Genomic DNA, 22,989 nt, shown 5'->3' with positions numbered 1-22,989 from the left:
CGATCAGAGATAGGCCATGGGGTCTGCGCCGAAAAGCATGGCATGGCCGCCGGCCAGCAGCCACCACACCGTCAACCCCGTCAGCGCCGCCGCAAGCAGCATCGGCCCATCCACGGCTATGCGGGTTTTGCCTGTGAGAGCCGCCGCGAAGGGAATCGTAGCGCTTCCGGCAGCCGCCACGTTCCACGCATTCCCCAGTCTTTTCCGCGCACGTTTTTCGGTCATGGCCATTCCGCCCATCGAGAACAGCGCAAAGCCGCCGAACATGATGACGGAGCGCAGATCGCCATTCGGCACGACATGGCCAAGCGACCAGAACAGAAAACCGATAAGCACCGGATGGCGGGTGATACGCACGATTGCTCCCGGCTCCTGCCCCTGCCGCACGGAAATGGAGAGCGGATTGACGCTGAAGAGGCCTGCCAGCACGAAAAACAGGCCAATCGGCGCTGCCAGAAACGTGACATGCGCCTGCCAGGGCGCGACATCCCAGAGCGGAATATAATCGACCGACAGCGCGGCATAAAATACCCAGCCCAACGTCAGAAGCGAGACGGCGGAATAAGCCCCGAAATAGGCGGGCCTGCCGATGGTCGCGATCAGCCGTCCGCGTACGGCAGGTACGGCGGGAATGGAATGCAGCGCCACGAAAAGCGAAAGAGCGGCGACAAGTTCAAGCATGCGACTGTCTTCTCACTGGTTCAGGAACAGCACCGAAGCAATGGCCACGGAGGCAAGCACAGCGGAAACCGCGCCCATGCGCTGCAACACTCCCATACGGTACAACAGCACCGCAAAGCCAATGATAACAGGGGTTGCGACAATCAGCCCGACCTGTGCGTCGTTCATGGGAAGCTCCATTTTTGAGAGTTGCGCTTTGTCAGGACAATAGGGCTTTGCGCGCTCCCTTCTTTGACCGACCGCAAAGAAGCGGGGTTTGAGGACGCCTAAGCGTGGCTTGCTGTTTTACAATTACGGACAAGGCCATGGCGACAAATACGGAAGAGGAAAGCGGAAATCTGCTCCTGTGGATTCTGGTCTGGAGCGAACTTGCCGCCTTCGGCGCTTTGACCGGCGCATTCATCATCGCCTTCGCCCTCAATCCCGATGCATTCGCCGCCGCGCGCCAGCATCTGCAGCCGCAACTTGCCGGTCTCAATACGCTTATATTGCTGGCAAGCGGCTGGCAGGCGGCAGTGGCGGCCAGCCGTCACACCGCGCTGCCGGGCAAAAGGCGGGCGCTTGTCCTTGCCGGTCTGCTGGGCTTCGCTTTCGTCGGTGTGAAGCTCCATGAATATTCCACCGAAATCGCCTTCGCGTCCGATCCCGCCTATGACGCATTCTTTGAGCTTTATTTCCTGCTCACCGGCTTCCACCTGCTGCATGTCGTCTTCGTGGCGATCCTGCTGTTCATCGTGGCCTGCTGGCCGAAAAACGAGAACATCACGCTGGTGACGACGCTGTGGCATGTCATCGATCTGGTCTGGATCGTCATCTTTCCCGTCGTTTATCTGGTTTGACATCATGATCCATCGCACCTCCCGCCAGCTTGCAAGAAGCTTCGCAGCACTCGCCATTCTCGTTCTCGCCGGCACGGCCGTCATCATATCGTGGAAGGCGGCGTTTCTGCCGCCGGTCGCAGCCGCCTGCCTGATGCTGCTTTTCGCGCTCATGAAATCCAGACGCGTCATCGACGACTTTCTGGGCTTTCGGAAAGAGCGCGGCCTGCTGCGCGCCGCCCTTCTGGCATGGCCCGCCATCTTCGCCGCCGCAGCCCTTTTGCGGGCATTCGTCCAGGGCATTTTGTCACTCTGAAAAAGCCGGCGGCACCACCTCTCCCGTTGTTTGCCAAAAGGCAAAGAACGCCCGCGGCCAACGGCTAGAAAGGGTTCAGGCCCCACCGCATTCCGCCAGCCCGCTGGCAAATCCCGGCATGAGGGTTCGATCAAGCCAGTCCGCATAAGCGGTCTTCCGGATGGAAAGGACCATTGGCATGGCAGAACGCCTGACCAAAACAGGAGCGCGAAACGTCTTTTACGGCGGCTCCATCTTCTTCTTTGTCATATTCGTCGGGCTGACCGCCCATAGCCATTATTACATGCGCACCACCTCGACGGATGAAAGCACGCTGACGGAAAGCGTCGCACGCGGCAAGCACGTGTGGGAGAAAAATTCCTGCATCAACTGTCACACGCTTCTCGGCGAAGGCGCCTATTTCGCGCCCGAACTCGGCAATGTCTGGAAGCGCTATGGCGGCGTGGAAGACAAGCAAGCGGCGCGCGATTCCATCAAGGGCTGGATGGCCGCCCAGCCCACCGGCATCGAGGGCCGACGCCAGATGCCGCAGTTCAATCTCACCGAACAGGAACTCGATGATCTCGTCGACTTCCTCGAATGGACGAGCCGGATCAAGACGCAGAACTGGCCGCCGAACGAGGCGGGTTGAGGTGGACGGCAAGGAGATGACGAGATGAAATACCAGACACAAAAAGTCGCCATGCTGTATTTTTACGGCGCAATCGGGCTGTTCGTGGCGCAGATCCTGTTCGGCGTCGTCGCCGCCACGATCTACGTGCTGCCCAATACGCTTTCCGAGCTTCTGCCCTTCAACATCGTGCGCATGATCCACACCAACGCCCTTGTGGTGTGGCTGCTGATGGGCTTCATGGGCTCGACCTTCTACCTGCTGCCGGAAGAGACGGAAACGGAGCTTTACAGCCCGAAACTCGCCATCGCGCAGTTCTGGATCTTTCTGGTGGCCGCAGCCGTTGCGGTGGTCGGATATATGTTCCGCATCCATGAAGGCCGCGAATTCCTCGAGCAGCCCTTCGCCATCAAGGTCGGCATCGTCCTCGTCGTCCTGATGTTCCTGTTCAACATCACAATGACGGCGCTGAAGGGCCGCAAGACCACTGTTATCAACATCCTGCTCTTCGGTCTCTGGGGTCTGGCGATCTTCTTCCTCTTCGCCTTCTACAATCCCATGAACCTGGCGCTCGACAAGATGTACTGGTGGTATGTCATCCATCTTTGGGTGGAAGGCGTGTGGGAACTGATCATGGCCTCGATCCTCGCCTTCCTGATGATCAAGCTCAACGGCATCGACCGCGAAGTGGTGGAAAAATGGCTCTATGTCATCGTCGGCCTTGCCCTCTTCTCGGGCATCCTCGGCACCGGACACCACTATTACTGGATCGGCGCGCCCGGTTACTGGCAATGGATCGGCTCGCTCTTCTCGACGCTGGAAGTGGCCCCCTTCTTCACCATGGTCATCTTCACCTTCGTCATGACCTGGAAGGCCGGCCGCAAGCATGAGAACCGCGCGGCACTGCTCTGGTCGATCGGCTGCTCGGTCATGGCCTTCTTCGGTGCCGGCGTCTGGGGCTTCCTGCATACGCTGTCGTCGGTGAATTACTATAGCCACGGCACGCAGCTCACCGCTGCTCACGGACACCTCGCCTTCTTCGGCGCCTATGTGATGCTGAACCTCGCCATGATGGCCTATGCCGTGCCGGAAATGAGAAAGCGCGCGCCTTACAATCAGTGGCTTTCGATGACGAGCTTCTGGGTGATGTGCACGGCCATGTCGGTGATGACCTTCGCGCTGACCTTTGCCGGCGTGGTGCAGATCCAGCTACAGCGCGTCATGGGCGAAAGCTTCATGGATGTGCAGGACCATCTGGCGATCTTCTACTGGATCCGCCTCGGCTCGGGTTTCGCGGTTCTCATTTCGGCGGCCATGTTCATCTGGGCAATCCTGGTCCCGGGCAAAGAAAAACAGGGTGGCGTTGCCCGCCTCGTGCAGCCCGCCGAATGAGAAAACGGACCGGCTCTCCTTTTCCCCCGGAGAGCCGGTTCCTTACCATCAAACATGGAGATGACCATGAACACCCTCTTCCGCCCGACGCCGCCGCCCTTACCAGATGCCCCCTTCTACACGCCGCTCGGCAATGAATGCGTGCTGTTCGAAAGCGCCTGGGTGCGGCAATTGCCGCTTCTGCTGAAAGGCCCGACAGGCTGCGGCAAGACCCGTTTCGTCAGCCATATGGCGGCGAAACTCGGCCTGCCGCTTTCGACAGTTTCATGCCACGACGACCTTGCCGCCGCCGACCTGACCGGCCGTTACCTGCTGAAAGGCGGTGAAACCGTGTGGATGGACGGCCCGCTGACACGCTCGGTGCGACAGGGCGGCATATGTTACCTCGACGAGATCGTCGAGGCGCGCAAGGATGTGGCCGTCGTGCTGCATCCGCTTACCGACGACCGCCGCATCCTGCCGCTGGAGCGCACCGGCGAGGTTCTGCAAGCGCCCTCCGGCTTCATGCTCGTCGTGTCCTACAATCCCGGCTACCAGAACCTGCTGAAAAGCCTGAAGCCCAGCACCCGACAGCGTTTCGTCGCCATTGAATTCGACTTTCTGCCCAAGGAACAGGAAATCGCCGTCGTTTCGCATGAAAGCGGGCTCGATGCGCGCGATGTCGAGCCGCTCGTCGATCTCGCCCACCGGCTGCGCGGCCTGAAGGGTCACGATCTGGAAGAGGGCGTCTCCACCCGCCTGCTCGTCTATTGCGCCAGCCTCATCGATACCGGCCTTCCCGCCCGCCAGGCCGTGCGCGCGGCGATGATCGAGCCGCTGACCGACGAGCCTGACGTGAAGGCCGCGCTGCATGAAGTCGCGGATGCGATCATCCGATAGGGCGCATTTATATCCATCTCGGATTGCGCGGCGTGGCCCGCGCATTCCGGCCCGATGCCATGAGGATAAACCATGCTGGACTTTCTGGAACTGGAAGAAACCGTCGGCCGCGCCTGGCACAGGCTGATCGGCGAAACCGGCACATGGCTGCGCTTTCCAGATCATGCCGTGAAGCTGGAGGACATGCAGGCCGTGCTGGCCATCTGTTTCCGCGGTTTTGGCGGTGAACATGCGGTGCAGATCGCCCCGGCGCGCGCGCGCACCTCCACGCACCGGCTGAGGCTTCGCCAGCGCATGGGCCTTGGAGAGGAGAAACTGGCCCAGCCAGGCCGCGATCACGCCACGCTGATGCTGCCGCCGGTGCTCGATCTGTTTCCCGACCGCCGCCTCAACCGCGATCTCTATCTCTGGCTCGCGGCCGCCATGGCGATGATGCCGCTTCAACCGGTCATGGTCGCCGACCCGCTGCGCAACGATCTTGCCCGGCTCGACCGCGCCGCAGAACTGGCGGAAGCTGTCATCCGTGCCTTCGCCGGAATGAAGACCCGTTATCGGCGGCTTTGCGCTGCCCTGCTCGCGGTGCGCCAGAAGCGGCCGCTGCCGCAGGCCGAGCAGCAGGTGGAACAACGAGTGCTCTCCATGCTGGCGGAAGCGGCGGGGATCGAGGGCCACACACCGCCCGCCGGCTTCCCGGTCAAAGCGCCGCCGCGCTACCTGCCCATGCTGCCGGTTCCGCTCTGGCCGGACACGCTGCTGCGCGAAACCTCCGAGGCGCGGCAGGGCGAAGACCAGCCGGCGGCGAGCGCCGCGCCGCAGGGGGCGGAAGCGGCCCGCCATATCGCCGTGCGTGAAAAGGCGGAGAACCGGCAGACCGAGCGAAGCCCCTTCATCCTCAACCGTTTCGAAAAGATCCTTGCCATGGCCGAGATGGTCAATGTCGACCGTCCCGGTGACGACAGCGACGATGCCGACGGCAGTGCGGCCGACGAGTTGGACGACATGACGCTTGGAGAAAGAAAGGGACGTCCTTCCGCCCGCTTCCGCTTCGATCTCGACCTGCCGCCCGAAGCGCTGGATCATACGCCGCTGACGGCGGAACTGACCTATCGCGAATGGGATTATCGCAGTGGCACCTACCTCGCCGACCATTGCCGGGTCATCGCCTCCCGTGCGAAGGGTGCTGAGACGGCACCGGAACCCGACCCGGACACCAAGAGCCTTATCCGCCGGGTCAGGCGGCAGTTCGAGGTACTGAGGCCACGTCACGAAATGCTGCGAGCCCAGCTTGACGGCAACGATCTCGATCTTGACGCGGTGGTGCGCGCCAGAAGCGACATCGCCGCCGGCGGACAGGGCAGCGACCGCATTCATATGGCAAGCCGCCCGCAGGCGCATGATCTTGCCGTGACGATCCTCGTCGACGTATCGCTGTCGACCGACGCCTGGTTCGACAATCGCCGAGTGCTGGACGTGGAAAAGGAAGCGCTGCTGGTGCTTGCCCACGGGCTTTCCGCCTGCGGTGACAGTCACTCGATCCTGACCTTCACCTCACGCCGCCGCTCCTGGGTGCGAGTGGAGACAGTGAAGGATTTCGATGAACCGATGGGCCACACTATCGAGCGTCGCATCGCGGCGCTGAAGCCCGGCTTCTACACCCGCATCGGTCCCGCCATCCGCCACGCCAGCGCCAAGCTGCATGAAAGACCGGAGCGCCGCAAGCTGCTTCTGTTGCTGACGGATGGCAAGCCGAACGATGTCGATCATTATGAAGGTCGCTTCGCCATCGAGGACAGCCGCCGTGCCGTTTCCGAGGCAAGGCGCTCGGGCGTCAGCGTCTTCGGGGTGACTGTCGACAGCAAGGCGCAGTCCTATATTCCGGCCATGTTCGGCCAGAACGGTTATGCCATCGTCAGCAGGATAGCGAAGCTGCCATCGGCGCTGCCGGCAATCTATCGCAGCCTTGCCGGCTGAAGCCTGTCGCGCAAACAGACCTGACGAATCTCAGGTTTATTTGCGCGGCGACAATGTCTCCCAACCGCACGGCGGATAGGTTTTTCCAGTCCGCCGGCCGGCCGCACCGCCGGACATAGTTTCATCCGCGGCCGTGGAGCCAGCCTATGTCCGAAGCCCAAACTGCAACCAATATCGATGTGCGCATCATTCCGCACCGCGAACGCCATCCGCGCATTTTCGGCGCGCTCGGCGCATTGGCTCAAGGGCAATCGCTGCAGATCACCAGCGATCATGATCCCCGTCCGCTGCTTTATCAGCTTGCCACCAATTTCCCCGGTGAATTCGGCTGGGAATATCTCGAACAGGGTCCTGAAGTCTGGCGTCTCGATATCGGCCGGCTGGAAGAACAGGCCGAAGGTTCCGAGGACGATATGTCCGGCTGCGAATGCTGCTGCGGATCCGAGCATTGACCCCAGCGCCTGCGGCATGGTGAAAAGACCTCTGGCGGACGGCTCATGCCGCCGCCAGCCGACTAACGAGGTGAAGCAATGACGGAAATGATCAGGGAACTCGATGTCCGGCCGCTTTTGCAGAGCGGCGGCGAGCCCTTTCCGGCAATCATGGAAGCCGTGGCCGGGCTTGCGCCGGGTGAGGCGCTGCGATTATTGGCCACCTTCCGGCCCGTTCCGCTGTTCAAGGTCATGGCCGAGCGCGGTTTCAACCATCAGGTCCGGGAAATCGGCGGCGGCGACTGGGAAGTGCTGTTTACGCCGCAATCCAGTGAAGCCGAGCAGATTTCCGTTTCACCGGCGCTTGCGGGCAACGCAGAGGAGCCGCAGATATGGCCCGACCCGGTCACCTATCTCGATCTCAGCGACGAGGCGACCGAGGGTCAGACGAGCCGTACGCTTGCCGCACTTGACCGTCTTCCCCCGGGTGCCGTGATCTTCGTGCTGATGCCGCAGGAACCGACCTTCCTCTACCCGGAGCTTCTGGCCCGGGGCCATCAATGGGCCGGTAATTTCGACGAGGCGCGCACGGCGTTTCGCATCTTCATCCGCGCCGGGGCCGGTGCACATTAAACCATCGGGTATCCTCGATAGCGAAACGCCCCGGAAATTGCTTCCGGGGCGTTTCGTTTTGGCGGTTTAGCAACGAACCCGACTACGCTTTCAGCGGTTTGCGCTCACGCATCAGTATCGGCCCGTATTCAACGCAGAAGAGACCGAAACCCACGATCCAGAGAAGCGCCGAGCAGGCGTAAAGATGCATCATGGCGCCGGGGAAGAACTCGGCTGTAGGTCTCAGCAGCGCGCAGGTGATCAGCGCCACATAAGCGGCAATAGTGACCCTGCTGGCCGCAAGCTTGCGTCCGGTGTGGCCAAGGCTTGCTCTCGTCATGACCGCAAGCATCATGCAGGCGATGACGCCGACGGTGAAGACATGCAGGACGGAGCGCGTGTCCATCACGTCAAGCGCCGCCAGCGCTATGGTGATGAAACCGACGGGAATGAAGGCATAGGCCACATGCAGCACCACCAGCACCTGCTCCGGCCAGGTCGTCCAGCCGCGCCAGCGAATGAGACGCACGGCGTGCATGAATGCCGCCAGAAGTGCTGTGGGCACGACCGCCATGCTCTCGGGCTCTATTGTCCAGACGGCCAGCGCCGCGATGCCGGTGAGGATGGCGGCGGTATCGAAGCCGTTATAGGGAACCGGGAAATCCGTGCGGCCGAAACGGTTCAGCCAGTTGCGGGTAAAACTCGGCACGATGCGGCCGCCGACGATGATGACAAGAACCGTATAGGCCGAGACCGCAAGGCGGGTCGCGATCTGGCTATGATCGCCCCCAATCGCCGCAACGTGGAATATGATGTTGGCAACGGAAAGCGCCAGCAGCCCGCCCAGCACCTTCAGATCTTTCCATTTTCGCCCGGCAATGACCTCACGCGCGCAGATCGTGAGAAGTGCCGGCAGGAAAAGCCCGTCGACGGCTGCGGCGGTGACCACGCCCACCTGATCCGGCACAAGCAGCAAAAGCCGGCCGGCGCACCAGAGCGCAAACAGCCACACCAAGGGTTTGCCCGACACCGGCAGCCGCCCCGTCCAGTTCGGCACGGCCGTCAAAAGAAAGCCGGCCAGCACCGCCGAAGCGAAACCGAACAGCATCTCATGGGCATGCCAGTTCGGCGCGCCATAATCCCCGCCAAGGTCGATGAAGCCGGAAAGGGCTGCGATCCACAACACCATCGCCACGATGGCCCAGAGGGCGCCGCCGAGGAAAAACGGCCGGAAGCCGTAAGAAAAGATAACCGGGCCGGTGCGCGCCAGCCCTCTTGGAATGCCGCCCTTTGGCCGGCTGCGCCCTTGGGTGAGAACGGTTTCGCTGCCACTCATTATAATGCTCCTTGCTTGGTCTTGACATATGTCTAGACGCAAGCCCGTCCGGCTTCTTTGCGAACAGGCAAAGAGGCGGTGCGACGCTTCCACACCGGCCTTCAGCCGCCTGCCAAAATGTCGCAGGGTGCCGAAAGCGAAGTTTGCTCCATCTCAAATTGTATTTCCGCCCCTCCGCTACAAATGCTGTGACAGAGCGAAACATGCTCTGCCCCAAGAGGGATAGGAGAAGAATGATGACGGAAACCTTCCACATCACACGGCGTAATATTCTCGCAGGCGCAGCATTTGCAGGGGCTATAGCTCCCGTCATCATGCCATCGGCAGCGAGCGCGGCAGAGGAAAAGAAGGCCGCAGCCAAGCCATTGACGAGCGCGGAGATTGCAGCGCTGCCTCGCGTAAAGGTTGATCTCGTCAAGCCGCCCTTCGTGCACGCCCACACGCAGAAAGCCGAAGGCGGACCGAAGATCGTCGAGTTCACGCTGACGATCAAAGAGCAGAAGATGGTTCTCGACGACAAGGGCACCGAGGTCCACGCCATGACCTTCAACGGCTCGGTTCCCGGCCCCTTGATGGTGGTGCATCAGGACGACTATGTCGAACTGACCCTCATCAACCCCGATAGCAACGAGCTGCAGCACAATATCGATTTCCACTCGGCCACCGGCGCGCTCGGCGGCGGCGGGCTCACCATCGTCAACCCCGGCGAAAAGGCGATCCTGCGCTTCAAGGCCACCAAGGCCGGCGTCTTCGTCTATCACTGCGCACCTCCCGGCATGGTGCCGTGGCACGTCACCTCGGGCATGAATGGCGCGATCATGGTGCTGCCGCGTGAGGGCCTGACGGACGGCCACGGCAAGGAGCTTGTTTATGACAAGGTCTATTATGTCGGCGAGCAGGACTTCTACGTTCCCCGCGACGAGAACGGCAATTTCAAGAAATATGAAAGCGCCGGCGACGCCATGGCCGACACGCTGGAGGTGATGCGCAAGCTGACGCCGAGCCACATCGTCTTCAACGGCGCAGTCGGCGCCCTGACGGGGGAACACGCCCTTCAGGCCGCCGTTGGCGAGAAGGTGCTGATCGTTCATTCGCAGGCGAACCGTGATACCCGCCCGCACCTCATCGGTGGCCATGGCGATTATGTCTGGGCGACGGGCAAGTTCCGCAACCCGCCGGATCTCGACCAGGAAACCTGGTTCATTCCCGGCGGCACGGCAGGCGCTGCCTTCTACACCTTCGAGCAGCCCGGCATCTACGCTTATGTCAACCACAACCTCATCGAAGCCTTCGAGCTGGGTGCAGCCGCTCACTTCAAGGTGACGGGTGAGTGGAACAACAACCTGATGCAGGCGGTGCTCGCCCCCTCGAGCATCTGACGCAAACCGGAGCGCGCCGCCGCCAGCGGTCGCGGCACGCTCCCCCTTCTGCTATGCGGCCTGAAAGCAGGTCCGAACTTTGGCGTCTTCTTGACGCAGGCAGGTTCCCATGGGCATTCCCGGCAACAGCCATTTCCCAAATGCCGTCTCGCTTCTTTTGCCGCTCTCGCTTGCCGCGCTGCTGGCGACGGCCATCGGTTTTCAGTCCGGGATCATCCGCAGCGGCGCCGATCCACGCGCTGCCATAATCGCTCCGCAGGTCGTCACAGTGCCCGCCGGACATTTCACCTACCGGGCGGAGGGCGAATATTTCCGCAATGGTTATGCCGTCGATGGCCCGATGATCGACGTGACGATGCGGCAAAATCTGACGATCATGAAATATCAGGTATCGAGCGCGGATTATGCGCGCTGTGTGGCCGAAGGCAGCTGTCAGCAGCCGGAACCCGGCTTTGCCGCCCCCGTCGACGGCGCGATACCGGCAACCGGCATCAGCCAGGATGACGCCCGCGCTTATGCGGCGTGGCTGAGCGAACGGACAGGCGCTGTCTGGCGCCTGCCGAGCGATGCCGAACTTGCTTTTGCCGCCGGGTCGCTTTTCCCGGATGAGACGCTCGGCGTGGCTGCGGATAGCGAAAACCCCGCTTTGCGCTGGCTGGCGGATTACGAGCGGCAGACCAGCCGCAAGGCGTCGGGCAATCCCGTTCCGCAATCTTATGGCAGCTTCGGTGAAAACGAATATGGCCTTACCGATTTCGGCGGCAATGTCTGGGAATGGACCTCCAGCTGCAGCCACCGTGTGACGCTCGGCAAGGATGGCGATGTAGTCGATACCGTCGCCTCCTGCGGCATTCCCGTCGCTTCGGGAAAACACCGGGCGGCGATGAGCGCCTTCGTCAAAAACCCGAAAAGCGGCGGCTGCGCCGTCGGCGTGCCGCCGGACAATCTGGGGTTCCGGCTGGTGAGGGATACGCGCTGGTATGCGCCGCTTCTAGAAAGCTTGGCGCAGCTGCGCTGTTTTCTTGATAATCGTCAATAAAAACAATTGGTTGATTCATATCATTTGATCTTCTTCGGCCCGTGATAGTGCTGTATTGTGAGGATACAGAAGAGGCCGACACCCGGGGTGCCCATTGCGGGAACCAGGGCGGCGGCCAATCACCGGAGAGGGTGCAAGTGAAGATTGACCGAAGCGTCATCCGGTCGCTGGCCTTGTTTGCCAAGATGGCCGACGATGAGCTGGACGGGCTGCTGACCCACGCCACATCCCGGCTGGTGCCGCCGGGCGAAGCCATTTTCGAGCAGGGCCAGCCGGCAACGCATTTCTTCCTGCTTATCCACGGCCGCCTGAAGGTGACGCAGGTGACCCATGACGGCCAGCAGATCATCGTGCGCGTTGTGCATCCCGGTGATCTCTTCGGTTTCGCAAGAGCGCTGCAACGGTCCGATTATCCCGGCACCGCCACGACGGCAGCCGAAAGCGTCATCCTGTCGTGGCAGACGGACCTCTGGCCGCAATTCGTCGAACAGAACCCGCATCTTGCCGTCTCCGCCATGCAGACGATCGGCCAGCGTCTCGAGGAAGCCCATACGCGCATCCGCGAAATGTCGACGCAGGAAGTGGAGCGCCGGGTGGCCCATGCCGTGTTGCGCCTTTCGCAGCAGGCGGGACGTAAAGAGGTGGACGGCATCCGCATCGACTTTCCGATTTCGCGTCAGGATATAGCCGAAATGACCGGCACGACACTGCACACCGTTTCCCGCATCCTCAGCAGTTGGGAGAGCAAGGGGCTGGTGCAGGGCGGGCGGCAGAAGCTTCTGGTCTGCAATCTGCCGGGCCTCGCCCAGCTGGCGGAAGGCGAAGTGAGCCAGGTCTAGCGCGCAGGTACCTGACCTTCGCCAGGAGCTTTACTTCCACCGGGCAGCCGTGCTGCTCTCACTCAACGGGTTTCGAAGCCGCGCTTTCAATATAGGCGATGAGATTGTCCAGATCTTCCGGCTTGCTGACGCCGGCCAGCGCCATCTTGTTGCCGGGTATTTTCTTTTTCGGCGCGCTCAGGAAATCCCGCAATTCTTCCGGTGCCCAGACAAGGCCGTCCTCGCCCGCTTTTTTCATCGCAGCCGAATAAGTATAGTCGGGCACGCCGCCTGCCGCACGGCCAATGATGCCGTTAAGCTGCGGGCCGACCCTGTTTTTCGCGCCCTCGCCTATGGCGTGACAGGCGGAACAGCGCTTGAATACCGCCTCCCCCTTGGCAACATCGCCCTCCGAAAGAGCGGGAATGGCGCTTGCGGCAAACATTGCCGCCGCGATGATTGTTATATTGCGCATCGTATAATCCTTGTCTTGCCGCTTGAGCGTGGCCCGCCCGCAAATGCGGACGGGCCAACAGTTCTCTCTTCAGGTCGTGCCCCAGGCCGGCGTGCCCTTCTTGTAGGGAACGCGGTCTTCGAAACCGCCGGGAATCTCGTCGTAAACGAGAACTTCCGTGGCGCCGATCTTCGAGGTGAAGAAACCGAGCAGCGTCAGCTGCTTGACCAGCGTGAAGGCGTGCGGCTTTGCCGGCGTTTGTTCCGCCTTGGCTTGCTTGTCCAGCGCGGCAAGCAGCGCCTGCCGCTGTTCCGGCGTCAGCTCCAGAAAGGGCTTTTTGTGTTCGGCCTGACTGCGCTTCTCGATGTCGGAAATCGCCGACAGGAAAAGTGTCCGCTGTTCGTCGGTATAACAATCGGCCGCATAGACGGCCATGAATGCACCCACTTCAGCATCCTTCGCCCCCGGCGTGGAGGTGCGGGGAATGATGGTTTCCGCCACCTCGTCCAGAAAGCGGATTTCCTCCGGGGTGAAGACGTGGGTAGCGCCGGCGGGCTTGGCGGCGTTTTCGGCAGCCGTGAGGACATCCGCGCCGATCAGCGGAAGGCCGGTGGCAATGGCTATCAGTTTCAGCAGTTCGCGTCTGTTCATCACAGGTTCCCCTTCTTGCGTTCGGAAACGGCAAAATCGGCGGCACGCGCCGTCAGCGCCATATAGGTCAGAGACGGGTTGACACAGGAGGCCGAAGTCATGCAGGCGCCGTCAGTTACGAAGACGTTCTGTGCATCCCAGACCTGGTTGTTGCCGTTGAGGACGGAGGTTTTCGGGTCGCGCCCCATGCGGGCGGTTCCCATTTCGTGGATGCCCATGCCGGGGGCGTAACTGCCCCGCGAGGGCTTGACGTTCTTGATACCGACCGCCTCGAACATTTCGACGGCGTCATTGACCATGTCTTCGCGCATGTCGAGTTCGTTCTGCTTCATCTCGACATTCATCGACAGGACCGGCAGGCCCCATTTGTCCTTCTTGTCATGATCGAGCTTCACGCGGTTGTCGTGATAGGGCAGCATTTCGCCGAAGGCGGTCATGCCGATGGTCCAGCCGCCCGGATCCGTCAGGGTCTCCTTGTAGTCGGCGCCGATATTGAGTTCAGCGATCTCCCGTTCCCAGCGCGAGCGGCTGGCGGAGCCCTGATAACCGAAACCGCGCAGATATTTGCGCTTGTCGTCACCGGTATTGCGGAAACGTGGAATGTAGAAGCCCGCCGGACGGCGGCCCTTGAAATAGAAGTTCTCGAAGCCTTCCACCTGGCCGGTCGCGCCCATGCGGAAATGGTGATCCATCACGTTGTGGCCGAGTTCGCCGGAGCTGCTGCCAAGGCCACCCTCCCAGACATCGGTGGCGGAGTTCATCAGCACCCATGTCGAGTTCAGCGTCGAGGCGTTCAGGAAGATGATGTCGGCGGTATATTCATAGGTCAGGTTGGTTTCTGCATCGATGATCTCGACGCCCCGCGCCTTCTTCTTGTCCTTGTCGTAGAGGATTTCCTTGACGATGGAGAAAGGCCGCAAAGTGAGATTGCCGGTGGCGACTGCCGCAGGCAGGGTGGATGCCTGCGTGCTGAAATAGCCGCCGAAGGGACAGCCCAACCGACACTTGTTGCGGAACTGACAGCGCGTGCGCTCCTGATCGGGAAGTTCCTGGGTGATGTTGGCGCAGCGCGAATTGATGAGGTGGCGCGTGCCCTTGAACGCCTTTTTCAGCCGGCTGGCCACATCCTGCTCCACGAAATTAAGCGGAATGGGCGGCAGGAACTCACCATCGGGGAGAATATCCAGCCCCTCGCGGCTGCCGGAAATGCCGGCAAAGCGTTCGACATAGTCATACCAGGGGGAGACGTCTTCATAGCGGATCGGCCAGTCGACCGCGATACCGTCTTTCGCATTGGCCTCGAAGTCGGTCTGCGACCAGCGATAGGTCTGGCGGCCCCAGAGCAGCGAGCGACCGCCGACATGGTAACCACGGAACCAGTCGAAACGTTTTTCCTCGACATAGGGCGTTTCCTGCTCATCGGCCCACATGCCGAGCGTCGCCTCTTCCAGCAGATAATCGCGGCTGAGAACGGGGTATTTCGCCTTCATCTCCTGCGTGGCACGGTTGCGATGGGGATAATCCCAGGCTTCCTTGTCGGCATTCTGATAGTCGGTGACGTGCTCGATGTTACGGCCACGCTCCAGCATCAGGACCTTCAGGCCCTTTTGCGTGAGTTCCTTTGCGGCCCAGCCTCCACTGATGCCCGAGCCGACAACAATCGCATCATAATGATTATTTGCCATGATAACTCCTCCGATGTGAGCTTGGAAAAAACGACAGGACAAAGCGCTTCCCGTCGCGGCGCGGCGGAAAATGGATATGCGTCTGTCGAACCTCATGCTCCCCGCCGAAACCGGCCGCCGGGGAGCGGTTCTGGTTTTACTGGCAGTGTTTACTGAATGGTCGGCAGGTGTTCGCTAAGGAACGCATTGCCCTTGGTCACGACGGCTTCGGCATCGAGCGGAAGGTCATGCTCAAGGATGAACCATTTTGCGCCGGCCTGTTTGGCTGCCGGCAGGATCGTTTTCCAGTCGAGAACACCGGTGCCGAGTGTGGCAAAACCGCGCTCATTTTCCGCCGTGCCTGCAGGCGCGTTGTCCTTGGCGTGGATGGCAAAAACCTTGCCCTTCAAGGTGCCGAGGAATTCGGCCGGATCATTGCCGCTGCGCGCCACCCAGGCGACATCGACTTCGGCCTGCAGTTTCGGGCCTGCCGCATCGAGCAGCAGCTCAAGCGCCGTCTTGCCGTCGAATTTGACCATCTCGAAGTCGTGGTTGTGATAGGCCATGGAGAGGCCTGCCGCGGAAAGCTTGTCCGCGTAACCGCCAAGCTCCTTGCCGAAGGCGGTCCAGCCGGCGGCGTCCTTCGGGCGGTCTTCCGGCTTCAGGAACGGCACGGTTACGACGGGGTTGCCGACGGCCTTTTGCTCGGTGATGACCGCATCGAGATTGCCGCGCAGCTTGTCGATCGGCACATGCGAGGAAATGACCTTGATCTTGTGCTTTTCCAGCAGCGTGTTCAGTTCGCCGGCGCTGACCTTCTGCATGTCCACCGTTTCCACGGCGGAGACGCCGGCGCGGTTAAGAATGGCAAGCTGCTCCTCCAGCGTTCCGGAATTGCGCAGCGTGTACATCTGCGCCGCAATCGGCAGCACCTTGCTGTCATCGGCGAAAACCGGATTTGCGAAACCGGCCGCAAGTCCGACGACGAATGCCATGCCAGCGAATTTTGACTTGAACGTTTTCAAACGCGTAACTCCCTTTCCGTTTGATCAATATGACGACACGCGTACCCTCGCCTTTCCCGGCCGTCTGGCCGGGTCATGCCGGGCACCGCCTCCTGTGCCCTGCGTCGTCCGTCCCCGATATTGGGTGAGCTAGATGTCGATCCCGACCCAGGACGAGGTCCGACTGGACCGGACGGCCGCATCGATGAATGCGAGACCCGCAAGGCCGTCCTCTATGCCGGGATAAATCACATCCCCGGCGGCTGTTTTTCCCTCCCTCTTTGCGATGATTGCATCTGCGGCTTCGCGGTAGATCGTCGCAAAACCCTCGAGATATCCTTCCGGGTGCCCTGATGGCACGCGGCTGACGCGGTTGGCGGCATCGCCTGCACCCGCACCATTGCGGGTGATAAGCCGCTTCGGCTCCCCGTAAGGCGTGAACCACAGCTCATCCGGCACGCGGTGGTGCCATTCCAGCCCACCCTTGTCGCCATAGACCCGGAGCGACAGGGCGTTTTCATTGCCAACGGCGATCTGGCTCGCCCAGAGCATGCCTTTCGCGCCGCTTGCATAACGCAGCAGAATATTGGCGCTGTCATCCAGCTGCCTGCCCGGAACGAACGACGTCAGATCGGCATAAAGGCTCGCGGGGATTTCGCCCGTCACAAAGGCGGCGGCGTTGAAAGCGTGCGTGCCGATATCGCCGATTGCCCCGCCTGCGCCGGAACGGCTGGGGTCGGTGCGCCATTCCGCACCTTTTGCGCCGGTCTTTTCAACGGCTTCGGTCAGCCAATCCTGCGCATATTCGGCCTGGACATGGCGCAACTTGCCGATGTCGCCACTCGCCACCATTTCCCGCATCTGTCGCAACATCGCGTAGCCGGTGTAATTATGCGTCAGGACGAACAGGCTGTCGGATGCCCTGACGATCTCGGCCAGCGCCTTTGCTTCCTCCAGCGTTGCGGTAACCGGCTTGTCGCAGATGACGTGAATGCCGGCTTCGAGAAAGGCCTTGGACGGGGCGAAATGCAGGTGGTTGGGGGTGACGATGGCGACTGCCTCGATACCGTCCTCGCGCCCAGCCTCGGCCGCCGCCATGTCCTCGAACGAGGCATAGGAACGCTCCGGTGCAATGCCGAGCAGGGTTGCCGAAGCGCTAGCGCGTGCGGGATCGGAGGAGAGCGCGCCGGCCACCAGCTCGTAACGGTCATCCAGCCGGGCCGCGATACGATGAACCGCACCGATAAAGGCGCCCTGACCGCCGCCGACCATGCCGAGACGAATACGGCGGCTATCGAATTTTGCTATCGTGGAGGACATGAAGTTTCCTTTCAGAGACCGAGAAGGCGACGATTGGCGGCATCATCGACACCGCTTTTGGCGAAATCGTCGAAAGCCCGTTCGGTCACACGGATGATATGGTTTTCAATGAAGCCGGCGCCTTCGCGCGCGCCATCTTCCGGATGTTTCAGCGCGCATTCCCACTCCAGCACCGCCCAGCCGTCGAAGTCATATTGGGTGAGCTTGGAAAAGACCGCGCCGAAATCGACATGCCCGTCGCCGAGCGAGCGGAAACGTCCCGGCCGGTCGACCCAGCCTTGATAACCGCCATAAACGCCGGAACGGCCGGTCGGATTGAATTCGGCATCCTTCACGTGAAAGGCGCGGATGCGCTCGTGGTAGATGTCGATGAAATCCAGATAATCCATCGCCTGAAGGACGAAGTGGGAGGGATCGTAGAGGATGTTGGCGCGCGGGTGATTGCCGGCAGCCTCAAGGAAGCGCTCGAAGGTGATGCCGTCATGCAGATCTTCGCCCGGATGCAGTTCGTAGCAGAGATCGACGCCATTCTCCTCGAATGTATCGAGAATGGGTGTCCAGCGCTTGCCCAGCTCCGCAAAGGCCATTTCGACAAGACCCGCCGGGCGCTGCGGCCAGGGGTAAACGAAGGGCCAGGCGAGTGCGCCGGAGAAACTGGCGTGGCTTTTGAGACCGAGATGCTGCGAGGCTTTCGCCGCATATTTCAGCTGGTTAACCGCCCATTCCTGCCGCGCTTGAGGTTTGCCGCGCAGTTCAGCGGGTGCAAAACCGTCGAACATTTCGTCATAGGCCGGGTGAACGGCGACGAGCTGGCCTTGAATATGGGTCGAAAGCTCGGTGATCTCGATACCCATTTCCGCCAGACGGCCCTTGATATCGTCGCAATAGGTCTTGGATGCAGCGGCTTTCTCAAGATCGAAGAGCCTGGGATCGGTTGGCACCTGAATGCCCTTGTAACCGAGGGAAGCCGCCCATTGGCCGAGATTGTCGAGCGTGTCGAAGGGGGCCTTGTCCCCGACAAATTGCGCGAGGAAAATCGCCGGGCCTTTGATCGTCTTCATGTCCTTACACTCCTTGCATTCACAGTCTGGCCGCTACCGATGCGGCGGGCGGCAGGGCGCGACCGAGCCGCGCACCACCAGTTCCGTATCCAGCACGATGGTTTCGGCCGTGCGTTTGCCGTTCAGCCGGTCCACCATCAGCGCCATGGCCCTGCGGCCCATTTCCTGCCGGGGCTGACGCACCGTGGTCAGCGGCGGTTCGAAGGCATTGGCGAAAATGATGTCGTCGAAGCCGATGACGGAGACATCGGCCGGAACCGAAACGCCGCGCGCCCGCAATTCGCTGATCGCACCAATCGCCATCTGGTCGCTCGAGGCGAAGATCGCGGTGAAGGCAATGCCGCCTTCAAGAAGGCTGCCAATTGCCTGACGGCCGGCCTCGATGCTGTAATCGCCCGTCACGACAAGTTCGTCGGCATAAGCGATGCCGGCTTCGGCAAGTGCCGCGCGATAACCATCGAAACGCTCCTGCGCCAGACTTTCCGGGACCGGACCGGCCAGATGCACGATCCTTTGATGTCCCGCCTCGATGAGGTGGCGCATGGCGTTTTTGGAGGCGGCGCGGTTGTCCACCTTGACGGTCGGCAGCGCGAGGCCGGGCACCGTTTCCGACGCGATCACAATCGGCGGCAGCGCATCGCCCTGTTCGAGAAGCTCGGCGGGAAACTGGCCGGTCATCAGGATCAAGCCGTCTGCATGTTTCTGGCGCACCATGTCAATATGGGTCGCCACGCGGTTCTCGTCGTTGCGGGCATCGCCCATCAGCACCTTGAAGCCCGCTTCGCCCGCCGCTTCCTCAACGCCCTTGTAGATTTCGAGATAAAACGGGTTGCCGATATCGCGAACGAGAAGGATGACGGTGTTGTTGGACTGACGCCGGAAGCTCGCGGCCTGCGCATTGGGAACGAAGTTCGCCTGCCGCACGGCGTCGAAAACCTTCTTCCGGGTTTCCGGGCGAACCTTGTCGGGTTGCTGCAGCGCCCGCGATACGGTCGCGATGGAAACGCCCGCGAGAGCTGCCACTTCCCTGATATTCGAACCTTGGTCTTTGCTCATCTGTCACACACGCAACTGCTTTTGGCGGCCATAAAGCAGCATCAGCGCTAGCAACGTGACACCGAATATGATCTGCCGTGCCCATACATCGAGGTTGAGCGTTATCAGTACGCTTTGCAGAATGGTGAGCGCAACTGCCCCGGCCATGGTTCCGACATATCCGCCCGCACCGCCAGCAAGTGAGGTGCCGCCGATGACAACCGCGATGATCGATGGAAGCACATATTGGTCGCCGACGGAGATGAAGGACGTGCCGGTGTAACCGATCACGCACACCCCGGTCAGCCCGGCAAACAGGCCGGAAAGCCCGTAAAGCAGCGTGCGGATCAAAGAGACGGGCAATCCGGTGAGCGTCGCCGCCCGCTCGTTGGAACCGATAGCATAGATGGCGAAACCAAAGGCGGTGCGGCGCAGGACGAACAGCATGATCGCGGCGATGCCCAGCCAGACGAAGAGCACGCCGGGAATGCCGAAGATGAGCGGCCGGTTGATGAAACCTGCCAGCAATGGGGCCGCGGCACCTGATGGAACGCCCTGCGAATAGACGACCAGCCCACCCTGAATAACCGCCGTCATGCCGAGCGTCATGACCAGCGGCGGAATGCGCACGAAGGTAATGCCGAGGCCGTTGATGAGGCCGATCAGGAAGGGGATGCCGCCCGCAACGAGAATGGCAAGCGGAATGCCGGCATTCTGGCCGTTCATCATATTGCCGGCAAGGACGGCGCCGAGTGAGATCATCGCACCGACGGAAAGGTCGATGCCTTCGCGTCCGCCGAGGATGACGAGGTTCTGACCCGCCGCGACGATGCCGAGAATGGCGGCAATCGTCAGCAGCCGCACGATCTGGGACCCTTGCGCGAAGCCGGGCGACAACAATTCGCCGACCAGCAGCAGGAAGACCGATGCGCCAATGGCGATGGTCAGGGGATCGGTTAGGAGGGTTTTGATTTGCAAGCCGGGATTGGTCATATCAACGCCTCGTCACCAGAACGCCGCCGGCCAGCGCCGTCAGCACGATCAAACCCTGCACCAGTGTCTGGTACTCGAATGGCAAGCCCGCAAAGAAAATCACATTACCGATCATGCCGAGCACCAGCGCGCCGGCAATCGACCCTGTCGAGCTGCCGAAACCGCCGGAAAGTGCGGTTCCGCCCAGAACCACGGCCGAGATGGAAGACAGCGCCAGACTTGCACCGAGCAGCGGATCGCCCGAGGCCGTCTCACCCGTGAGGCACAGCGCCGCCAGCGCCGAGAACAGACCGGAGATCATATATGCGCCGATGCGGATGCCCGAGAGGCGCAGACCCGTCTGGAAGGCCCCGGTGCGATTGCCGCCTACGGCCAACAGGTGCGTATGAAACGGAATACGCGACACGATGAGGGTGAAGGCAATGCCCCCGATCAGCACCCACAGCACGAAGGGCAGGCCGATAAAGCTGCCGGAATAGGTCTGCCAATAGGCTTCCGGCACCGGAAGACCCGCCTGCGGCAGCACCCAGATCGCCAGCCCGGCGAAGATGATGCCGGTTGCGAAAGTGGTGACGATCGGCTGGAAGCGCAGGCCGGAGATGAAGAGGCCATTGACCAGTCCGCAGAGCAGCCCGACAGCCACACCCGCCGCCATGCCAGCGAAGACGGCACCCGTCGTGCCGCCAAGTGCTGCGATGACGCTGACGGTGACGACATTGGCAAGCGCCACGATGCTGCCGACCGACAGATCGATATCGCCCGCCAGAATGACATAGGTCTGGCCGATGGCGACCAGGATCAGGGGCAGAAACGTCGTCAGGTTCGATTGCAGCACGGAGGGCTGAACGAAGGAAGGCTGCAGAAACGTGTTCACGGCGATGAGAAGCGCCAGTACGACGAGGGTGATGACCCATGGCTGCCTGCGCAGAAAACCGGAGGCGCTCATGCGGCATCTCCATAGGCGGCGCGGGTCATGTTTACGGATGTCATGTCGGCTCCGGTCAGTTCCGCAGAAATGCGTCCACCGTTGAACACAAGAATGCGGTCGGCATATTCGAGGATTTCCGCATCCTCCGAGGAATAAAGAAGGATGGTCGCGCCGGCATCGGCCTGTTGCCGCATCAGGGCGAAGAGATCGGCCTTCGCGCCGAGATCGATGCCCTTGGTCGGATCGTCGAGCAGCAGCAGTTTCGGCGCGGTGGCGAGCCAGCGGGAGATGAAGATTTTCTGCTGGTTGCCGCCCGAAAGCGTGCCTATCGGCATATCCAGGCCGGCGAACTTCGTCTTCATATCGTCCGCGACCTTCTGCACGCGCGGCTTCAGCGTCGCGGGACGGACCAGCCGCATCTTCTCGCGCACCATCAGCGCCGCGACGAGATTTTCGAAGATCGACCGACCCTGAAGGGAAGCGTCACGGCCACGGTCGCCAGAGACATAGGCAAAACCACTGTGAACCGCCTGCGAAGGCTTGCCGATGGTGATTTCACGACCCTCAAACCGGATTTGGCCGGCAGCAAATGGGTTCGCGCCGAAGAGGCCTTTCAGCAGGGCCGATTGGCCCTGCCCCTGCAAACCAGCCAGACCGACGATTTCGCCCGAATAGGCTTCCAGAGAGACACCGCGAACGCCCTCACCCGCAACATCCGTAAGCTTCAGGCTCGGCGCAGCAGCCGAACACCCGTTCTGACGGGCAGGAGCGGCCCGAACATCGCCGACCATGTCGTGCACGACGGCTTCGCGGGTGGTCGCTGCAGTATCGAGTTCGGAAATCGTCGCGCCGTTCCGCATGACCGTGATGCGGTCGCAGACGGCAAAAACCTCATCGAGACGATGGGAAATCATGATGGTGGAGACACCTTCGGCTTTCTTGGCCCGGAGTATCTCGAAAAAGCGCTGGGACTGGCGACCATCGAGCGCCGCCGTCGCCTCGTCCATGATCATCAGGCTGGCATTCTGGGCGAAGACCTTGAGGATTTCGACGAGCTGGCGCTGATCGGGCGGCAGATTGCCGACGATTGCGTCCGGCTCCAGCCCTTCGCCAGCCACGCCGTCAAACAGCGCGATCAGTCTCGCCGCTTCGGCCTTCAGCGCCTTGCCGTCGACAAAGATGCCACGTTTCGGCTCGCGGCCGAGAAAGATATTATCGGCGACCGAAAGCTGCGGAACGAGGCTGAGTTCCTGATAAAACAGCGCAATACCGGCATTTTCGGCGTCCCGCGGGCTTTTGAAGCGCACGTCTTCGCCATTGAACCTGATCGCGCCGCTGGTCGGCGCAACAGCACCCGCAACGATCTTGCAGAGCGTGCTCTTGCCGCAGCCATTGGCGCCCAGAAGCGCGTGAATTTCACCGCGACCAACCGTCAGCCTGCCGTCGGAAAGCGCGCGCACCGCGCCAAAATTCTTCGTTATGCCGGCCGCTTCCAAAGCGTTCGCCATCGCATGTCCCCGAATGATGCTTGTCACAGGCGGCCGGCCAACGCCCGGTCCGCACTCGAAATTCTGGTTCGGGCCGGCGCTTGTCGCCG

24 protein-coding genes are annotated in these 22,989 nt (G+C 61.4%); 11 read left to right on the top strand and 13 right to left on the bottom strand.

All coding sequences use genetic code 11. The features are described from left to right. Window positions 1–3: 3 nt before the first annotated feature. Together ACQZ60_RS20630 and ACQZ60_RS20625 are read right to left on the bottom strand one after the other, a co-directional pair. Window positions 4–681: an NnrU family protein gene (locus ACQZ60_RS20630; RefSeq protein ID WP_448736021.1), complete on the bottom strand. Its 678-nt coding sequence runs from the start codon at window positions 679–681 to the stop codon at window positions 4–6. Window positions 682–693: 12 nt separating this feature from the next. Then, the gene (locus ACQZ60_RS20625; RefSeq protein WP_003504656.1) at window positions 694–849 is read right to left on the bottom strand and encodes a hypothetical protein; all 156 of its coding nucleotides are present in this window, start codon (window positions 847–849) and stop codon (window positions 694–696) included. A gap of 137 nt (window positions 850–986) precedes the next feature. On the opposite strand from ACQZ60_RS20625, the gene ACQZ60_RS20620 reads away from it, so the two are divergent. The 8 genes from ACQZ60_RS20620 (at window position 987) to ACQZ60_RS20585 (ending at window position 7,731) form a co-directional block, all read left to right on the top strand. After that, window positions 987–1,520: a cytochrome c oxidase subunit 3 gene (locus tag ACQZ60_RS20620; RefSeq protein ID WP_448736020.1), complete on the top strand. Its 534-nt coding sequence runs from the start codon at window positions 987–989 to the stop codon at window positions 1,518–1,520. Between the two features lie 4 nt (window positions 1,521–1,524). Then, entirely contained in the window at window positions 1,525–1,815 is a 291-nt protein-coding gene (locus ACQZ60_RS20615; RefSeq protein WP_087746648.1) for a hypothetical protein, read from the top strand. 178 nt (window positions 1,816–1,993) lie between these two features. After that, window positions 1,994–2,446, top strand: a complete 453-nt coding sequence (locus ACQZ60_RS20610; RefSeq protein WP_003504650.1) for a c-type cytochrome — start codon at window positions 1,994–1,996, stop codon at window positions 2,444–2,446. Between the two features lie 24 nt (window positions 2,447–2,470). Next, window positions 2,471–3,817 carry a nitric-oxide reductase large subunit gene (locus ACQZ60_RS20605; RefSeq protein ID WP_087746647.1) on the top strand — a complete coding sequence of 449 codons (1,347 nt, stop codon included), beginning with the start codon at window positions 2,471–2,473 and terminating at the stop codon, window positions 3,815–3,817. Window positions 3,818–3,883: 66 nt separating this feature from the next. Continuing rightward, window positions 3,884–4,696, top strand: a complete 813-nt coding sequence (locus ACQZ60_RS20600) for a CbbQ/NirQ/NorQ/GpvN family protein (protein WP_080867472.1) — start codon at window positions 3,884–3,886, stop codon at window positions 4,694–4,696. Between the two features lie 72 nt (window positions 4,697–4,768). Continuing rightward, on the top strand, window positions 4,769–6,667 hold the full coding sequence (locus ACQZ60_RS20595) for a VWA domain-containing protein (protein WP_448736019.1): 1,899 nt from the start codon (window positions 4,769–4,771) through the stop codon (window positions 6,665–6,667). A gap of 146 nt (window positions 6,668–6,813) precedes the next feature. After that, window positions 6,814–7,119, top strand: coding sequence for a DUF2249 domain-containing protein (locus ACQZ60_RS20590; protein ID WP_003504642.1), 306 nt, complete (start codon window positions 6,814–6,816; stop codon window positions 7,117–7,119). A 78-nt stretch (window positions 7,120–7,197) separates the two neighbouring features. Further along, on the top strand, window positions 7,198–7,731 hold the full coding sequence (locus ACQZ60_RS20585; RefSeq protein ID WP_020809042.1) for a DUF2249 domain-containing protein: 534 nt from the start codon (window positions 7,198–7,200) through the stop codon (window positions 7,729–7,731). Window positions 7,732–7,813: 82 nt separating this feature from the next. Here ACQZ60_RS20585 and ACQZ60_RS20580 read toward each other — a convergent pair whose 3' ends face one another. Beyond that, window positions 7,814–9,046, bottom strand: coding sequence for an NnrS family protein (locus tag ACQZ60_RS20580; RefSeq protein ID WP_448736018.1), 1,233 nt, complete (start codon window positions 9,044–9,046; stop codon window positions 7,814–7,816). Window positions 9,047–9,282: 236 nt separating this feature from the next. On the opposite strand from ACQZ60_RS20580, the gene nirK reads away from it, so the two are divergent. The 3 genes from nirK (at window position 9,283) to ACQZ60_RS20565 (ending at window position 12,303) form a co-directional block, all read left to right on the top strand. After that, window positions 9,283–10,425: a copper-containing nitrite reductase gene (nirK, locus tag ACQZ60_RS20575; RefSeq protein WP_142845976.1), complete on the top strand. Its 1,143-nt coding sequence runs from the start codon at window positions 9,283–9,285 to the stop codon at window positions 10,423–10,425. Between the two features lie 109 nt (window positions 10,426–10,534). Then, window positions 10,535–11,464, top strand: coding sequence for an SUMF1/EgtB/PvdO family nonheme iron enzyme (locus ACQZ60_RS20570; protein ID WP_448736017.1), 930 nt, complete (start codon window positions 10,535–10,537; stop codon window positions 11,462–11,464). Between the two features lie 137 nt (window positions 11,465–11,601). Further along, a complete protein-coding gene (locus ACQZ60_RS20565) occupies window positions 11,602–12,303 on the top strand; it encodes a Crp/Fnr family transcriptional regulator (protein ID WP_448733310.1) in 702 nt (233 codons plus the stop codon). A 58-nt stretch (window positions 12,304–12,361) separates the two neighbouring features. Here the strand turns inward: ACQZ60_RS20565 and ACQZ60_RS20560 are convergent, their stop codons facing one another. The 10 genes from ACQZ60_RS20560 to ACQZ60_RS20515 form a co-directional block, all read right to left on the bottom strand. Further along, a complete protein-coding gene (locus tag ACQZ60_RS20560) occupies window positions 12,362–12,757 on the bottom strand; it encodes a c-type cytochrome (RefSeq protein WP_448736016.1) in 396 nt (131 codons plus the stop codon). A gap of 69 nt (window positions 12,758–12,826) precedes the next feature. Further along, window positions 12,827–13,387, bottom strand: coding sequence for a gluconate 2-dehydrogenase subunit 3 family protein (locus ACQZ60_RS20555; RefSeq protein WP_448736015.1), 561 nt, complete (start codon window positions 13,385–13,387; stop codon window positions 12,827–12,829). Continuing rightward, window positions 13,387–15,072 (bottom strand): GMC oxidoreductase, encoded by a 1,686-nt coding sequence (locus ACQZ60_RS20550; RefSeq protein WP_448736014.1) that lies wholly within the window; start codon window positions 15,070–15,072, stop codon window positions 13,387–13,389. The genes ACQZ60_RS20555 and ACQZ60_RS20550 overlap by 1 nt, the downstream gene beginning before the upstream one ends. 149 nt (window positions 15,073–15,221) lie before the next feature. Further along, complete coding sequence (locus ACQZ60_RS20545; RefSeq protein WP_448736013.1) at window positions 15,222–16,076, bottom strand: sugar phosphate isomerase/epimerase family protein; 855 nt, start codon at window positions 16,074–16,076, stop codon at window positions 15,222–15,224. A 129-nt stretch (window positions 16,077–16,205) separates the two neighbouring features. After that, the gene (locus ACQZ60_RS20540) at window positions 16,206–17,375 is read right to left on the bottom strand and encodes a Gfo/Idh/MocA family protein (protein ID WP_304983122.1); all 1,170 of its coding nucleotides are present in this window, start codon (window positions 17,373–17,375) and stop codon (window positions 16,206–16,208) included. 11 nt (window positions 17,376–17,386) lie between these two features. Continuing rightward, window positions 17,387–18,436 carry a sugar phosphate isomerase/epimerase family protein gene (locus ACQZ60_RS20535; protein WP_448736012.1) on the bottom strand — a complete coding sequence of 350 codons (1,050 nt, stop codon included), beginning with the start codon at window positions 18,434–18,436 and terminating at the stop codon, window positions 17,387–17,389. A gap of 33 nt (window positions 18,437–18,469) precedes the next feature. Next, on the bottom strand, window positions 18,470–19,492 hold the full coding sequence (locus tag ACQZ60_RS20530; protein WP_035226958.1) for a LacI family DNA-binding transcriptional regulator: 1,023 nt from the start codon (window positions 19,490–19,492) through the stop codon (window positions 18,470–18,472). 3 nt (window positions 19,493–19,495) lie between these two features. Beyond that, window positions 19,496–20,464: an ABC transporter permease gene (locus ACQZ60_RS20525; protein ID WP_065117786.1), complete on the bottom strand. Its 969-nt coding sequence runs from the start codon at window positions 20,462–20,464 to the stop codon at window positions 19,496–19,498. A gap of 1 nt (window position 20,465) precedes the next feature. Then, window positions 20,466–21,410 carry an ABC transporter permease gene (locus ACQZ60_RS20520; protein ID WP_035226953.1) on the bottom strand — a complete coding sequence of 315 codons (945 nt, stop codon included), beginning with the start codon at window positions 21,408–21,410 and terminating at the stop codon, window positions 20,466–20,468. Further along, the gene (locus ACQZ60_RS20515; RefSeq protein WP_448736011.1) at window positions 21,407–22,900 is read right to left on the bottom strand and encodes a sugar ABC transporter ATP-binding protein; all 1,494 of its coding nucleotides are present in this window, start codon (window positions 22,898–22,900) and stop codon (window positions 21,407–21,409) included. The genes ACQZ60_RS20520 and ACQZ60_RS20515 overlap by 4 nt, the downstream gene beginning before the upstream one ends. Between the last annotated feature and the right edge of the window lie 89 nt (window positions 22,901–22,989).

The sequence above is a fragment of the Agrobacterium sp. 22-223-1 genome, from assembly GCF_053522385.1.
Note: the sequence above shows the minus strand (reverse complement) of the source record. Positions and strands in the feature narration are given on the sequence as shown.